The sequence below is a fragment of the Paenibacillus tepidiphilus genome (genome assembly GCF_008635795.1).
Classification (GTDB): domain Bacteria; phylum Bacillota; class Bacilli; order Paenibacillales; family Paenibacillaceae; genus Paenibacillus_AQ; species Paenibacillus_AQ tepidiphilus.
In genome coordinates this window covers 332,222-347,624 of the sequence record NZ_VWRQ01000005.1, presented here as the reverse complement: position 1 = coordinate 347,624, position 15,403 = coordinate 332,222, and the positions used below count along the sequence as shown (strand labels likewise).

The following is a 15,403-nucleotide window of genomic DNA, read 5'->3' as shown; positions in this document are numbered from 1 at the left end:
AGACAAACAACTGAAGCTAGATCAATCCAAAAAACGGGTGTTGTTAAACGTTAAATTGGAGGAAGGCCTTTTTTTGTCTTTTGAGCGCTCACCCAGCCAAATCTCCCTCCGACTGGCCTCAGACGAAGGTGGAGAATCTACATTTCCAGCAATCTTCCCCCTGTAGATCTACCGTGGTAAGTTTTTTGCAAAATTACTGTGCGTTTACCGGTTATTATGCCGATCTCCGGCTTAAGAGCCTGGTCTCTACCGTTACTGTAAAAGAAGGAGCCCTTAACATCAGCGATGCTTTGCTCGGCAATCGCCAGCTGCGCCAAGTGGATGATCATTTATTTATTGATGAGCTTACCCGGAAATTCACTGGTTTTGCGCAGGATTCGAGCGGACACATCACCTATTTGAAAGAACCGTACCTTAATCCTTACAGCTATGGTCAAAAAGGTCCGCAGGGTGCCGGTTATGCCGATGTTATTCCGGGTCACCCCTATGCCACTCCGGTTATGATGCTCCAGTCTCTGGGCTATCTACCTAATGATGCAGCGCTATATTTTCAGCCTGAAGCGGGAATCACGCGGGCTGAGTATGTGCGGCTAATGCTGGAGAGCAGCGGCGTAAAGGAGAGCAAGACGGAGAAGCTGGCTTTCCCTGATTTGCAAGGCCATCCGGCTGCCGGCTATGTGCAGATGGCCGTAGAGCTCGGAATGGTTCAGGGAACGCAGGGAGGAGAGTTCGAGCCTGACCGGATCATTTCCCGCCAGGAGGCGGCGGTTATGGTGTGGAGACTGCTGAGCCCGCAGTACCCTGATGAGCTGTTCCGTGATGTAAAGCTGGCCGGCAAGACGGATCAATGGGCAGTTCCGGCAGTGAAGATGTCTGTGGCCTTTGGATTGTATGGCCCTGATATTCAGGCAGATGCCAGTGGGGCGGTTGACTTCAAGTCCAGAGAAGCCCTGAGCAACAAGGAAAATGCGGCAATCCTGTATGCTTTATTCACTAATCCAATGGATCAAATCGTTGCTGAATTAACGGAGAGTTCCGGGGAAGCAGGTAACTGACAGAGGTAGGGGATAATTGATCTAGAGATAGGAGCTTCTCTTTTCAAAAGAATTCGAAGCTGTGTGGAAGGCAGCCTCGTTTTATACTACAAAAGCCTCAGATCGTATAGATCTGAGGCTTTTGTCTGTAAATGCCAACGTACTACAGCCGCTTCCGCTTGTAGAACGTAACGAACGCTGCAGCTAGCAGCAGCGCTACAAGGGCAACGCCCGTGGCAGCGGCTTCGCGGCCGCTGCCCTGCGGCTGCGCGGCGCCAGGCGCGAAGTCGCCGCCGAAGCCGCCCCCCGCGCCTGGCATGCCGCCGCCGCGGCCGCCCATCCCGCCGCCGTCCATGACGGCGGCGCCAAAACCCCCGCCGGGCATGCCCCCGGCGAAGTCACCGCCCGGACCGGCTCCCCCCTCGGGGATCGCCGGTCCGCCCATGGCGCCGGGCTCGCCCCCGGCGCCATCACCCGGCGCCGCCTGCCCAGCTGCGCCATCACCCGGCGCCGCCTGCCCAGCTGCGCCATCACCCGGCGCGGCCTGCCCAGCCGCGCCACCGTCCGGCGCCGCCTGCCCCGCTGCGCCATCACCCGGCGCCGCCTGCCCAGCTGCGCCATCACCCGGCGCGACCTGCCCCGCCGCGCCGCCAAACCCGCCGGCGCCAAACCGCCCGCCGCCGCCCATGCCCCCGCCGCTGCCGGAGCCGTCGCCGGAAGAGGCGATGGTGCCGTCTAGCTGTTGCGCGACGCTCTTGGCCATAGTGGACATAAAGGTCTTCACAGACTCGATGCCGCTTTGATACTGCTCGAACGTGTAGAAGGCCGAAGGGTCCGCCTCCACATAGCTGGAGATCATCTGGTCCAGCTCGTCCATCCGGGCCTGGAAGCTCTCGTCCTTCAGGTAGCCGTTAATCATCTCCGAGATGATTTCATGGTATTTGGCCTTGTATTCGTCGTTCGCCAGCAGCTTCGCTACCAGCGGCCGTTCGGCGAGCGCGCCTTGCGTTGGTTCGTCGATCAGCACATCGGAGCCGCCCATGCCGCCGAAGGCCATGTTGTAGTCCCAGGGCAGAATCGAGAAGACACCGTCGTCCTCATACAAGTAATAGTTCTGCTTGTTGCTGCCGAGATAGCTGTCCATGTTGCCGGTCACGCTATTAAGCGCAATATAGCCGAGGGCATCGTCGATGTCGATGTATTTTTCATAGTCGGTGCCGTTGTTCAGCTCATTTAGCATGTCGATCAGAATATCGTCGTTTGATTTCTCCGACTTCATCTCAAGGCCCGTGTACAGCGACGCATCGTCGCCCAGCCAGGTCAGGTCGCTGCCCTGTCCGGTCATTACGCCCTTATAGAGCGCCCCGTAGGAGTTTCCGAAATTCCGCTCCAGATAAGCGTCGCCGATCTGCTCCACCGCCAGGTAGAAGCCCTTCAGCTCCCCGTTCACATACACATTGACGTAGGAATATTTCGGGGTGGGGAGACCCATCGTCTCCGCCAGCTCATAGGTCAGAAATTCGCGCATATACGTGGCGTCGCTGTAATTGTTGTTCAGGTTGATTTTGCTGAGGCCATACAGGTTCTGGTTCACATACTCGTCAAAAGACAGCTTGAAGCTGTACCGGTCCGAATCCTCCATCTGCACGACGCTGCGCAGACTCAGGTTGCCTTTGGTCCGGATGCCGACATGGTCCAGCTTGATGCCGTTATACTCCACCGAAGCTTCTTTATATTCCTCGGCGCTGGCGTTGTCCAGCATATTCTGGAAGTCATCCGGGTCCAGCGTGATTTTGACGTCCACGACCTTGTCCTTCGGGAAGACCTCCGTATTTAGTTTCTGCTCCTCACCGGATACTGCCTTCGATGCTGTACCCGCAGCAGCATTGTTGTTGTCCGCCGTGGAACCCGTCAGCTGACATCCGGTCACAGCCAGCACCAGCAGCAGGGAGCCGAGCACCAGCAGAGCCGACTTACCGCGCGCTTTCATTCGGGCACCGCCTTTCTTTGCATGATTGAGTGAATAAGTGATCGGGGCCCCCGCAAAGTACCTGAATCAGCTTCGATGCAAGACTTCACTTTGTGGGGTTTTTAGGGCATTAGGAGACATAGTCGCCGCTGTAGCTGATCAGGAGCGCGTTCTTAACCCCGGCGATATCGGAGAGGGTATTGACGAACCCGCCGGCCTTATCATCCAGCCGCAGCTCCAGCGTAAGCTCGATGTTGCCGGCGCTCACGGTTTTTTGCTTCACATTGTAGCGCTTGACCGACTTGTCCAGATGGCTGTGGACCTCACGCTCCGTGTCGTCGCCCTCGCAGTTTACTACCAGAAGGTACGGTGTTTCCAGGGACGAGCGCTTGATGAAGAGGAACAGGATCAGTCCGATAATGATCGAGCCGATAATCGCAAGGGTGTAGAAGCCCGCACCGGTGACAATCCCGGCAACGGCGGCCCAGAACAGGAAGATCAGATCGGTAGGGTCCTTGATCGGAGTCCGGAAACGGACGATGGACAGCGCGCCGACCATCCCGAGCGACAGCACCAGGTTGGAGTTAATCGCAATAATGACGGTAGCAGTAATCATCGTCATGCCGATCAGCGAGACGTTGAAGCTCTTGGAATACAGCACGCCGCTGAAGACGCGTTTGTACAGCACGTAGATGAAGAAGCCGATCACAAAAGCGATGGCCAGCGTAATCAGAATCCTGGAGATGCTGATGTCGGAGACGAAGTTGTCCAGCACCGAATTTTTAATCATATCGGAAAAAGTAGTTGCGTCGCTATTCTGCGCCGTCGTCTGCGCAGCGGCCGCCAGTGTGGCGAAATGGCTCATTTCAATAATCCTCCCACGAGTTCATTTTTAGAAATTTGCGGCAAATCACGTACTTCGAAGCGGATTGCCGGGTCAGCCCCTCAAGCTGCAGCGCGATCTTGATATAGTCCGGGATGTACTCGTCGAATTTGACCTCGAAAATAATCAGATCATCCTCTAGCGCCTTCACCGGCCGCAGCTCAGGGTCAAAAATATTAGTCGCATGCAGGCCGGTCCGCAGCTCCTTGTCAAAGGTAATCCGCACGTTCCCGCTGTGGCATACATAAGGCTCACGCACGTAATCCACGATGACCTTCGGTCGCAGCAGACGGTGGCGCATCTGGTCGTAGAGCTCCATAAAGAGAGGCTTGCCGGGTACGTTCAGCACCTCATAGTTGCCCGCCATAAGCTCGTCGTACATGCCGCGGGTCAGCGGCTCCTTGATTTTGGCGATGTAATCGTCCATTTTTATTTTTTTCTCAAAATGAATGACATCATCCTGCACATTGTAGATCCGGATCCGGTATTTGGCCCGCTCCCTCAGTCCGCCCAGCTTGTCGGCCAGCGCCGAATTGTCGATATCGTCAAAATACAGACTGCGGATATGGTATTCGCCGCTCTCGTTGGCGTTGTCATCCTTGTCGATTAGGTTCTGCAGGCGCTGGCGCAGGATCAGGTATTGCGGATAGCCGATCATAAATTTCAGCTCATGCCGGAATTGCAGCTTCTTATTCATATCACACCCCATTTCTCTCTGTAATCGCCGTTCAATGCGGCTGGGGCAGATACCCCGTGCCCCGTGTAAAAGTAACCACTGCTTTCTTGCCCGCAGCTCCCATGGTAAGGGACGGACCTTATGCTTTTCTTAAACCTGGCTGAATGTTAGCTGAAAGTTTTTACACTGCGTTAACAAATGACATGGAACGTGAGGTGCTGACGTGCTAGGTTTGACTTTCGTCTGCGGAGGGGGATATCTTTGTATAAAAGTACGGAATGACGGAGGACAAAATATGAAAGATATGAAGACTATAGTGATCATTGGCGCCATTATCCTTGTTCTGATATTACTGGTACTGGGCATGGAATGGATCAAGGCAAGCCAGCGCACGGGGAATGTCCCAGCCGCCGCCGGGCTGCCCTATGATCTCGTCACCACCTTCAAGGGCGATGCCGCGAACAGCCGCGCGTTCACCTGGTATACGCGGGAGCCGGATGCTGAAGGGTGGCTGGAGGTAGCGGAAGGAGAGACGGATGACTTCACGGGGCCGGAGGTGCTGCGTATACAGGCGGATCATACGCGCATCAGGACTGACAGTGGTGTGAGAGGCGTACATAAGGCGGAAGCCGCCGGACTCCAGCCCGGCACGCTATATTCCTACCGGGCAGGCAGCGGGGAGGAAGGCGAGTGGAGCGGCGTGTACCGGTTCACTACAGCCGAAGCGGACAGCGGTGTGGTTACTTTGATCAACGTGACGGATTCCCAAGGGGCATCGGCGCACGATTTTCAGCTGTGGGGCCATACGCTGGACAAAGCGCTGCAGACCTTTCCGGATTCGCAGTTTATCGTGCATAACGGGGATTTTGTGGAGGAGCCGGAGGATGCGGCGGCCTGGGACGATTTGTTCGGCAATGTGCAGGATATCGTGGCTTCGATACCCTTGATGCCGGTGGCCGGCAATCATGATGAGGTGGACGGGAAGGCGGCGGAGTTCTCCTCGCATTTCCAGGTGCCGGATAACGGGGCGGACGGCTCGAACCCCGGGACCAGCTATTCCTTTGATTATGGCCCGGTGCATGTGACCGTGCTGAATACCGAGAGCAATCTGAAGAAGCAGACGGAGTGGCTGAAGCATGATCTGGCGGGAACGGACAAGCCCTGGCGGATTGTCGCCATGCACCGGCCGGTCTACGGCGGCAATATGTACAAGAAGGTGGAGGACTTGGCAGATATTTTTGACAAATATAAGGTGGATCTTGTGCTGCAGGGGCACAACCATGAATACTCACGGTCTTATCCGCTATATGACGGTCAGATCGTTAAGGACGGTGCGGCCAAACGGCGCGGGACGGTCTATGTAGTCACCAATGCCTCCGGAGGCAAATTCAACGAGAAGAAAGAGGACCAGTTCTATCATCAGGTGCATTTTCAGAACGATAAACAGATGTTCGCCGGTATAACCATCAGCGGTGAGAGACTGACCTATCAGGCATATGATGTGGATGGGCGCATGCTGGATGAAGTGATTTTGCAGCACTGAGCGGATAGGGCATGATGGCAGATAGGCGTAAACGGGCCGTTTGCGAGTGGATAACCTTAATATGTAAATTATGGTGTGAAAATGGTTCGATAACAGGCGACGAATTTCCTTGTTATCGAACCATTTTCGCTCACAAATAATAAAATTTTCCATTATAATGAAAGCGGTATCATATAATATGGCGAAATTTCAAAGTTTGGCGGGAGGGAGGTCCCAGGCGCGGCTGCCAAACAACATGTGAACGGCTAAAACCAATTCAGGGAGGGAGTAATTTGATTCGTAAACGTGCTCGTAAAATAGGTTTATTTGTCGTGCTTGCTGCTATGACAAGCTCTATGTTTACCGCGTTGCCAGCCGCCACCCATGCTGCGGCAAGCGAAGCTTACACCTGGAAGAGTGTGAACACCGGTGCGGGGGGCGGTTTTGTACCGGGGATTATTTTTAACGAGACAGAGCCCAATCTGATCTATGCCCGCACCGATATCGGAGGAGCTTACCGCTGGAATCAGGCTACAAGCAGCTGGATTCCGCTGACGGATTCCGTAGGCTGGGTGGATTGGAACAAGAACGGGGTGGATGCGCTGGCTACCGATCCTGTCGATCCCGATAAGGTCTACATGGCCACCGGAACCTACACCAACAGCTGGGACACGAATGGCCAGATTATGCGCTCCAGCGACCGGGGCAACACCTGGCAGACGACCCCGCTGCCGTTTAAGGTCGGCGGCAATATGCCGGGCCGGTCGGCGGGAGAACGCCTGGTCATTGATCCGAACAAGAACAGCATTCTGTTCTTCGGGGCGCGCAGCGGCAACGGGCTGTGGAAGAGCACCGATTCCGGGGTAACCTGGTCCAAGGTGACCTCCTTCCCGAATGCGGGAACCTATGTCCAGGACCCGAGTATTGAATACGGCAGTGATATTGTCGGCTTATCCTGGATCACATTTGACAAAAGCACCGGCTCCTCCGGCAGCGCTACCCAGACGATCTATGTAGGGGTTGCAGATACCGCCAGCAGCGTCTATCGCAGTACCGACGGCGGAGCGACCTGGGCAGCTGTTCCCGGACAACCGACCGGACTCCTTCCGCATCACGGTGTACTTGCCTCCACAGGCAATCTGTACATTACGTACAGCAACGGCGTCGGCCCCTATGACGGCAGCAAGGGACAGGTATGGAAATTCAACACTGCCAGCGGGGCCTGGACGAACATCAGTCCGACGGCAGGAGAAGATAATTGGTACGGCTTCGGTGGACTGGCTGTGGATGCCCAGCATCCGAATACCTTGATGGTATCGAGCCTTAACGCCTGGTGGCCGGATGAAGTGATCTTCCGCAGTACCGACGGCGGGGCAACCTGGAGCCGGAGCTGGGATTGGGGCTTTTATCCGGAGCGCAACCTGAAATACAAGATGGATATTACGGCGGCGCCATGGCTGGATCACGGCCAGAACGATACCTCGCTTGATCCTGCGCCGAAGCTCGGCTGGATGATGGGGGATCTCGAGATCGACCCGTTCAACTCTGACCGGATGATGTACGGAACAGGAGCGACAATCTACGGAACCAATAATTTGACGTCCTGGGATACCGGCGCTACCGTGAACATCTCTGTCATGGCCAAAGGCGTGGAAGAGACAGCTGTGCTTGGGCTAATCAGCCCGCCGGCAGGCCCGCATCTGATTACGGCACTCGGCGATGTATCCGGCTTCCGGTATGATGATGTGTCCGTTGTGCCGACGAAATATCAGACGCAGCCCTTCTGGTCGTCCACGCAGGGCATCGATTATGCCGAATTGACACCGGCTTTCGTTGTGCGTGTAGGTACGCCTGACAAGTCGAAATACCCGAACATGAAGGGAATCGGCTTCTCCAATGACGGCGGCAGCAACTGGTATATGCCGAATGCCGAGCCGTCCAGCAGTGGAAAGGCAACGGCCGGCGGCGGCCAGGTCGCCGTCTCAGCCGATGGCAATGCCGTGGTCTGGAGTACACCGGACGTCGGCGTGTTCTACAGCAAGTCCTCCGGCAATTCCTGGACGGCCAGCGCCGGACTTCCGGCCGGAGCCAAGATCGCTTCCGACCGGGTGAACCCGGCTAAATTCTATGCCTTTAACAAAGGCGTGTTCTACATCAGCACCGACGGCGGGGCGAGCTTTACGTCCACGGCGGCATCGGATATTCCGACGACCAATACCCAGGTTAGCCTGAAGGCGATGCCGGGCATCGAAGGGGACATCTGGTTCGCCGGTGGCAGCACGGAAGAGGGCAAGTACGGCCTGTGGCATTCGGTGAATTCAGGCGCCAGCTTCACTCGCCTTACGGGTGTGCAGGAGGCCGATCTGATCGGCTTCGGCAAAGCCGCTCCGGGCCAGAGCTATATGGCGCTCTATACCGTGGCGCAGATTGACAATGTCAGAGGCGTCTTCCGCTCCGACGATGCAGGCGTATCGTGGGTGCGGATCAATGACGATGCCCACCAGTATGCGAAGATCAACGTAGGCATCACGGGTGATCCGCGGATTTACGGCCGCGTCTACCTGGGCACCAACGGCCGGGGAACGCTGTACGCAGATCCGGTCAATCCGCCGGCGAACAGCTCCTCCATTACGCCGACTGCGGCCTCCTTTGACAAGAAGCTGGCCAACCAGGCGGATATCGCGGTAACGCTGACGCTGAACGGTAATACGCTGACTTCTATCAAGAACGGCAGCGCCGTCCTGACGGCGGGCACGGATTATACCGTGAGCGGCAGTACGGTAACGATCAAGAAAGCCTATCTGGCAGCACAGGCAGTGGGCACCACAACATTGACCTTCAGCTTCAGCGCGGGAGCAGCACAGCCGCTCGCGGTTACAGTCGTGGATACCACCTCGGCTGCCAACGATTCGGCCATTGCGCCGGTGACGGCCAGCTTTGACAAGAAGACGGCGAATCAGGCCGATATTCCGGTGACACTGACGCTGAACGGCAATACGCTGACTTCTATCAAGAACGGCAGCGCCGCCCTGACAGCAGGCACGGACTATACAGTAAGCGGAAATACAGTAACGATCAAGAAAGCGTATCTGGCTCAACAGACGGTAGGAACGACAGCGCTGACCTTCAATTTCAACGCCGGGGCCGCCAAGACACTCACCGTTTCCGTGGTGGATACTACCGCTTCGGCGCCGGGTGCGCTCAAGGTGCAGATGTACAACGGCACCACTGCAGCCAGCTCCAATTCCTTGAGTCCGCGGATCAAGCTGGTTAATACGGGGACAAGTGCGGTCAATCTGGCGGATGTGAAGCTCCGCTATTACTATACGATTGACGGCGAGAAGGCGCAGAGCTTCTTCGTTGACTGGTCGCATGTCGGCGCCGCCAATGTGACGGGTACATTCACTAAGCTGCCGGCTGCCAAGACCGGTGCGGATTATGTTCTGGAAATCGGCTTCAGCAGTGCCGCGGGAACACTGGCGGCTGGGGCAAGCATTGATATCCAGACGCGCGTCTCCAAGACGGACTGGAGCAACTATACCCAGACCGGTGACTATTCGTTTAACAGCTCCGCCACCACCTTTGCCGACTGGGTTAATATGCCGGCTTATCTTGCCGGAAGCCTGGTGTGGGGAAGCGAGCCGCAATAATATGCTGAAATCCGGGATTAACCGGCTATAGAGAGCTCAAAGCAGGCCGTCCATCTTCCGTCCATCCGGAAGCTTGGTCGGCCTGCCTGTATGTACCGGATGCTATTCGCCGGATGAACGGCAAGCCCCTGTGCCGCACCGCAGCTGAACGCAGGGGCATTCACGTTATCTCCTTCTCCGGGCGGTCGCCGGCCCGAGCTTGAAGGACTTCGCTATCTTCGGAGCATCGTCATTGACCATCCGGGACATCAGGCGGATGGGTACGGCATATTTTACATAATCATAGTCATTGCCTGTCTTATCGAGGAACTCTTCCGGAAGCTCTTCCGGTGTAGTATAGGCATAGATCAGTCCATTGCGTGCAGCCAGCCGGATAAAAGGGGATTCATCGTAGCCATCGTCAATCCACCGCTTCAGGGACATGCGGAACACCAGAAGGCTGAAGACGTCACCATAGGTTTTGCCCTTATATTTGAATATAAAGAATACACCGTAATCGGCGTCTCCGGCAGACGTGCTCCTTTCGATCACCGTGTATTTTCTCCACCAGCCGGGGATGGTCAAGCGGAAGCCGTAATTCGGATCGCGGTATACATAGGGTTTGGGAGCTAGCTGACGTTCATTGGGCGCAAAGCATTTTCGGGACAGCAGCGGTTTGCTCTTGCGGGTTATTCTCTTCACAATGGCGCACACCTCCGGAATCACTCCATTACAGCAGAATGAAATATGATTAGAGTATTCAGCTTCCGGGCTACTGGTGCCCTTGCCGGCCGGCCTGAAGACGCACGAAAGCCTCCGCCATTGAACAGGTCAATGACAGAGGCTTACGCTGCAAGCACTATATCCATACAGGGCCAGACTCCTTTTCCTATCTTGTGCGCTGGCCGAACATTCCTTGCTCCCGCAGTCTCACCTTCCGGTAACGGTCAAGTGGATATCCGCCTTTGGGCTTTAAGAAGCCCCATCCGTTCGTTCCGGGTTCAACCCTACGCGGCAGCGCGGTCCGGTTCCAAGATATAGTTTCAAGCTCAGGGGCACAGCCGGCGGTAGCCTGATACACTGTGAAGCATATGCGCCGCTGGACGGCTTTGCTTCCGGGCTTGCTGCCAACCTTGAGTTGATACCTCCAGTATACAGCGGGGAATAGCGGGACGTAAAAAGTCCTATGCCTCGAAAAATGGATAACTTTAGCAGGTTTACCTCTTGAAAGCGGTATTATTCTGGCTTTTGCTTAAAATTTCGCTTATTTTGCAGAATGGAGGATGGCTTATGCGGAAATCTGACCATGCCATCATCTTTTATTTTTCGGGAACCGGCAACACCGAGCTCATCGCCAGGGGATACGCGGAGGCGCTCCGCCGCCGTAATCTGCAGACGGAGCTGTGCCGGATCGAAGATTTGCTCGGCGGCAGGCAGTGTGTGGATTTCACCTCCTATGGGCTTATAGGCATCGGTCATCCTGTGTACGGCTTTGGGGCACCGCGGCTGGTGGAGACTTTTGCGGCCGGGCTGCCAGCGGGTGAGCGTACCCCGGTATTTGTGTTTAAGACTGCATCCTCGCCGCATGCCGTAAACCACAGAGCCTCTAAACCGCTGATCCGTCAGCTTGAAGGTAAGGGGTATGAGGTTTATCATGACTCTCTGCTGGCCATGGCCTGCAATTTTTATGTAAAATATGATGAACGCCTGAACAAGCAGCTCTACCAATCGGCCCTTCGCAAGCTGGACCTGCTGGCCGATGAGATCGCCGCCGGAACCTCCAGAGAGCTCAGGGTACATCCGCTGCTGGAGAAGGCGCTGCGGTTGCTGAATGATTGGGAGGAGCGTAAGGCCGGCAAATACTTCGCAGGCGGGCTGCAGGTGGGCGAAGCGTGCACGTATTGTATGAAGTGTGTGCGAAATTGCCCGGCCGGCAACATATCCTGCGAGGCCGGGCACTTCACCTTTGGGCCGGACTGCCTGTTATGCATGCGCTGCGTGTATAGCTGCCCGCGTCAGGCGATTAAGGCCACAAGACTGCGCGGTTCCGTGGTGGAGCCCTTTACGGGCGGTGCGCGGCTGGTCAAGCTGCTGGAGGAGCCGGGGAACGACGGCCGCTTCGTAACGGCGAAATCCAGGGGGTATTATAAGCATTTTATACGCTACTTGCTGGAAGATGAACGGCAATGCGGGGTGCGGAAGGAGTGAAGAGATGAATCTGTTTGTTATGCGCAGCCTGCTGGGAGAGGAAGCCGCCGGAGAATTTCTGCGGGATCATTATGTGACCCCGGGCCTTTCCGGGCTCGGCGATCTGGAGCAGGCAACGCGGGAGGCAATCCGGCAGCGGCTGGAGGCAGAAGCCGGTTGTAGTGCGGAAGAACTGGACGAGATGCTTGAGGGTCTGCATATGTTTGTAAACCTCATGCAGGATGGAGATTATGTGCTTATAGCCGATGCAGAGTGGGCGTATCTGGGCGACCTGGGCGATTACTTCTATGCCGGGAGGGGCGAAGATGACAGCGGTGAACGCAGCCACCGCCGCGGTGTTACCTGGCTGCGCAGTCTGCCGCGTGCCGAGGTGAATCCGCAGGTGACGGAGCTGCTGGATTCCCCGCGGTGGCTCACGCGCTACGAAGGCAAGCTGCCGGCGGCAAGAGTCGAGCTATGGATTGCCGGAGCGATTGCCGGAGCCGCCGAAGAGCCGGAGGGCATTGCCCGGCCCAAGGTGGACGACGAGACGATTTCCGCGGCGCTTGAGGTTCTGAAGGAAGCGCTCGCCAGCGCCGATCCGGAGCGCAGGGAACGGGCGGCAGCTGCGATCCTGCAGTATGCCCGATCATAGGGATTGACTTGGTAACTTGAGCAGGAATTCTGAATACAGAAACAAGCAGAGCAGCGGTTCTCCGGTTAACGGAGGGTCGCTGCTCTGCTTGTTTAGGTCTATTGTTCGTAATGGGGAAGCTGACCGCCGCTTATCCTTGCGTAACGGGAAAGCAGGCCGCCGAAATCCTCCCGCAATTGCAAATGAGCTGCCCCGTTCAGCAATTTCGTGACTGGAGACAACTCCTCTACAGTGTTACAGCTTGCCTTACAGGAATTCGACAAATTCATGGACCGGCTTGCGGTAGCCGCGCGGTCTGATCTTATGCTTGTTGTCCTTGCCGATGGTAATCATCAAGGCGGGCACCAGATGGTCCGGTAGCTGCAGGACCCCGGCGATGGCTGCCGGATCAAACCCGATCATCGGGCAGGTATCCCAGCCCTTGTCCTTGGCAATCAGCATGAATTGCATCGCGGACAAGGAGGCGTTGCGAATCGCTTCATCGCGCTGAAAGGCTTCGTTGCCTTCATAAGCGTCATTGATTGACCGGATGGTCTCGTCATAGTCCGCCTGGCTCAAGGCGCCCAGCGTCAGCAGCCCGCTGTAGATGTCAGGTGCCTGCTTGTAAGCCTGCTTGTCGCCCAGAACGAGTATAACTGCGGATGCCGTATGGACTTTATATTGGCCGTAGGCAGCTTCCCGGATTCGTTCTTTCAGCTCCGGATCGCTGATTACTTTGTAGTGGGTATGCTGCAGATTGTTGCTGGAAGGAGCCAGCCGGGCCAGCGAGAACATTTCCTCCAGTTCCCCCCGCGGGATCGTAACTCCCTCTACGAAATTCATGGCCGATCTTCTGGCCTGTACCAGTTCTGAAAAAGCGCTCATTATGAACCCTCCAATGATCTTATGTATTGGTTAACAAATATAAATTAATAATTTAAATAAATTAACTTACTATAAGTTACTAACTCAAGATAACACAGCTTTAGTCCTGCGTCAATGCTCTGAGGCGTTTTTTAACGAAAATAAATAAAAAACAGAGAAAAAGGAATAAAACAAGTGATTATTATCACAAAATAAGGATAAACAAGCGAAAAGATTGTGACATTTATAACATTGTGAGTGATATAATAGTCATATAGGGTAAGTGCTCTAACGAATACAGCCATTAAGTCAAAGAAGAGGAGAGCCTAATATGTCGGATACTATTACGCAAACGCAGCCTGAACAAGAAGGGGCCAAAACTGCTTATACCAAAGCGGATGTGCTGGACCAGCTTCTGAAGCCGGAGGTTCAGGAATCTTTAACTACGCTCATTGAGCAGCTGCCGCAAATTACACAGCTTGTCGGCGCATTGACGAAGTCTTATGACTTTGTGCAGGCGGTAGCCTCTGACGAGGTGCTGAAGAATGACACGGTCGGTGCCATCAAGGAGCTGGCTGATCCCGTGGTGGGATCCGTCAAGAACATGGCAGCTACAGTGATTGAGGCCAAAGACCGGGCCAATGCCAGTACGGAAACTGTAAGCCTGTTCGGACTGATGAAGATGCTCAAAGATCCCCAGGTGCAGAAACTTCTCCGTTTTCTGAACGCGTATCTTCAGGTCAGCGGCGAACGCAGCGGACGCAACTAATCTACTACTCATAATGCCAGGACGGAGGAAGAAATGATGTCAAAACATATTGTTATTCTCGGTGCCGGATACGGTGGCCTGCTCAGCGCCATTACCGCCCGCAAATATTTGTCCAAGAACGATGCCAAAATTACGGTGGTAAACCAGACCCCCACCCACCAGATCATTACCGAGCTGCACCGGCTTGCGGCTGGCAGCATTTCCGAGCAGGCAATCGCGATGCCGATCAGCAAGCTGCTGGCCGGCAAGGATATCGATCTGAAGATCGCCAAGGTAGCCTCCTTTGCGGTGGAAGCCAAGCAGATCAGGCTCTCCAGCGGCGAAACGCTGTCCTATGACGCGCTTGTCGTCGGTCTCGGCAGTGTAACGGCCTACTTCGGCATACCGGGACTGGAAGAGCACAGCATGGTGCTGAAATCTGCGGCGGATGCGAACAAAATTCACGCGCATATCGAGGAGCGCATCCGTGAATATGCCAGAACCCGCAATGCTGCAGACGCTACGATTCTCATCGGCGGCGGCGGCCTGACCGGCGTAGAACTGGTCGGCGAAATTGCCGATGCCCTGCCGAAGCTCACCAAGCGTTATGGCGTAGACCATAAGGAAATTCAGCTGCTGCTGGTGGAGGCCGGACCGAAAATTCTGCCGGTGCTGCCTGATCATCTGATTGAACGGGCGACCACCAGTCTTGAAAGACGCGGCGTGCAATTCCTGACCGGTCTGCCTGTGACCAATGTGGCGGGCAATACCATCGATCTTAAGGACGGCCGGCAGATCGTGGCGAACACCTTTGTCTGGACCGGAGGCGTGCAAGGCCATCCGCTGGTCGGAGAATCGGGTCTGGAAGTGAACCGTGGCCGTGCGACAGTCAATGCGTTCCTGCAATCCACCTCCCATCCGGATGTATTCGTAGCCGGCGACAGTGCCGTATACTTCGGCGCGGACGGCCGCCCTTATCCGCCGACTGCACAGATTGCCTGGCAGATGGGCGAGCAAATCGGCTACAACCTGTATGCTTATCTGAACGGTAAATCCATGGAAAGCTTCAGCCCGATCAACTCCGGCACCTTGGCCAGTCTGGGCCGCAAGGACGGCGTAGCGATTGTCGGAGGCAACTCCACGCCGCTTAAGGGTCTGCCGGCAACCATGATGAAGGAAGCGAGCAACATCCGTTACCTGTCACACATCAAAGGCCTGTTCAGCCTGGCCTATTAATCGCATATTTCGGGCGTACTC

General features: G+C 55.6%; 12 protein-coding genes. 7 read left to right on the top strand and 5 right to left on the bottom strand.

What is annotated here, in order from left to right:
- Window positions 1–185: 185 nt before the first annotated feature.
- Window positions 186–1,055, top strand: a complete 870-nt coding sequence (locus F1379_RS09285) for an S-layer homology domain-containing protein (protein WP_162551110.1) — start codon at window positions 186–188, stop codon at window positions 1,053–1,055.
- 142 nt (window positions 1,056–1,197) lie between these two features.
- Here the strand turns inward: F1379_RS09285 and F1379_RS09280 are convergent, their stop codons facing one another.
- The 3 genes from F1379_RS09280 to F1379_RS09270 all read right to left on the bottom strand — a co-directional run bounded on the left by F1379_RS09280 (window position 1,198) and on the right by F1379_RS09270 (window position 4,583).
- Window positions 1,198–3,024, bottom strand: coding sequence for a CotH kinase family protein (locus tag F1379_RS09280; RefSeq protein ID WP_150268755.1), 1,827 nt, complete (start codon window positions 3,022–3,024; stop codon window positions 1,198–1,200).
- A 109-nt stretch (window positions 3,025–3,133) separates the two neighbouring features.
- Window positions 3,134–3,868: a DUF4956 domain-containing protein gene (locus F1379_RS09275; RefSeq protein WP_150268753.1), complete on the bottom strand. Its 735-nt coding sequence runs from the start codon at window positions 3,866–3,868 to the stop codon at window positions 3,134–3,136.
- A 1-nt stretch (window position 3,869) separates the two neighbouring features.
- The gene (locus F1379_RS09270) at window positions 3,870–4,583 is read right to left on the bottom strand and encodes a polyphosphate polymerase domain-containing protein (protein WP_150268751.1); all 714 of its coding nucleotides are present in this window, start codon (window positions 4,581–4,583) and stop codon (window positions 3,870–3,872) included.
- Window positions 4,584–4,857: 274 nt separating this feature from the next.
- Between F1379_RS09270 and F1379_RS09265 the strand changes: the two genes are divergently transcribed.
- Entirely contained in the window at window positions 4,858–6,105 is a 1,248-nt protein-coding gene (locus F1379_RS09265; protein WP_150268749.1) for a purple acid phosphatase family protein, read from the top strand.
- Between the two features lie 275 nt (window positions 6,106–6,380).
- Complete coding sequence (locus F1379_RS09260) at window positions 6,381–9,734, top strand: X2-like carbohydrate binding domain-containing protein (RefSeq protein WP_420850487.1); 3,354 nt, start codon at window positions 6,381–6,383, stop codon at window positions 9,732–9,734.
- A 165-nt stretch (window positions 9,735–9,899) separates the two neighbouring features.
- Here the strand turns inward: F1379_RS09260 and F1379_RS09255 are convergent, their stop codons facing one another.
- Window positions 9,900–10,415, bottom strand: coding sequence for a hypothetical protein (locus F1379_RS09255; protein WP_150268747.1), 516 nt, complete (start codon window positions 10,413–10,415; stop codon window positions 9,900–9,902).
- A gap of 588 nt (window positions 10,416–11,003) precedes the next feature.
- Between F1379_RS09255 and F1379_RS09250 the strand changes: the two genes are divergently transcribed.
- Window positions 11,004–11,921 carry an EFR1 family ferrodoxin gene (locus F1379_RS09250; protein WP_150268745.1) on the top strand — a complete coding sequence of 306 codons (918 nt, stop codon included), beginning with the start codon at window positions 11,004–11,006 and terminating at the stop codon, window positions 11,919–11,921.
- 4 nt (window positions 11,922–11,925) lie between these two features.
- Complete coding sequence (locus tag F1379_RS09245; RefSeq protein WP_150268743.1) at window positions 11,926–12,555, top strand: hypothetical protein; 630 nt, start codon at window positions 11,926–11,928, stop codon at window positions 12,553–12,555.
- A gap of 246 nt (window positions 12,556–12,801) precedes the next feature.
- Here F1379_RS09245 and F1379_RS09240 read toward each other — a convergent pair whose 3' ends face one another.
- Window positions 12,802–13,419, bottom strand: a complete 618-nt coding sequence (locus tag F1379_RS09240) for a nitroreductase family protein (RefSeq protein WP_150268741.1) — start codon at window positions 13,417–13,419, stop codon at window positions 12,802–12,804.
- Window positions 13,420–13,729: 310 nt separating this feature from the next.
- On the opposite strand from F1379_RS09240, the gene F1379_RS09235 reads away from it, so the two are divergent.
- On the top strand, window positions 13,730–14,167 hold the full coding sequence (locus F1379_RS09235; protein WP_150268739.1) for a DUF1641 domain-containing protein: 438 nt from the start codon (window positions 13,730–13,732) through the stop codon (window positions 14,165–14,167).
- 36 nt (window positions 14,168–14,203) lie between these two features.
- Complete coding sequence (locus F1379_RS09230) at window positions 14,204–15,382, top strand: NAD(P)/FAD-dependent oxidoreductase (RefSeq protein WP_150268737.1); 1,179 nt, start codon at window positions 14,204–14,206, stop codon at window positions 15,380–15,382.
- Window positions 15,383–15,403: the final 21 nt, after the last annotated feature.

Bases quoted from the DNA above. Each gene is read 5' to 3' on its own strand.
- F1379_RS09235 (WP_150268739.1), top strand. From the start codon at position 13,730: ATGTCGGATACTATTACGCAAACGCAGCCTGAACAAGAAGGGGCCAAA.
- F1379_RS09280 (WP_150268755.1), bottom strand. From the start codon at position 3,024: ATGAAAGCGCGCGGTAAGTCGGCTCTGCTGGTGCTCGGCTCCCTGCTG.
- F1379_RS09240 (WP_150268741.1), bottom strand. From the start codon at position 13,419: ATGAGCGCTTTTTCAGAACTGGTACAGGCCAGAAGATCGGCCATGAAT.
- F1379_RS09265 (WP_150268749.1), top strand. From the start codon at position 4,858: ATGAAAGATATGAAGACTATAGTGATCATTGGCGCCATTATCCTTGTT.
- F1379_RS09230 (WP_150268737.1), top strand. From the start codon at position 14,204: ATGTCAAAACATATTGTTATTCTCGGTGCCGGATACGGTGGCCTGCTC.
- F1379_RS09250 (WP_150268745.1), top strand. From the start codon at position 11,004: ATGCGGAAATCTGACCATGCCATCATCTTTTATTTTTCGGGAACCGGC.
- F1379_RS09270 (WP_150268751.1), bottom strand. From the start codon at position 4,583: ATGAATAAGAAGCTGCAATTCCGGCATGAGCTGAAATTTATGATCGGC.
- F1379_RS09275 (WP_150268753.1), bottom strand. From the start codon at position 3,868: ATGAGCCATTTCGCCACACTGGCGGCCGCTGCGCAGACGACGGCGCAG.
- F1379_RS09245 (WP_150268743.1), top strand. From the start codon at position 11,926: ATGAATCTGTTTGTTATGCGCAGCCTGCTGGGAGAGGAAGCCGCCGGA.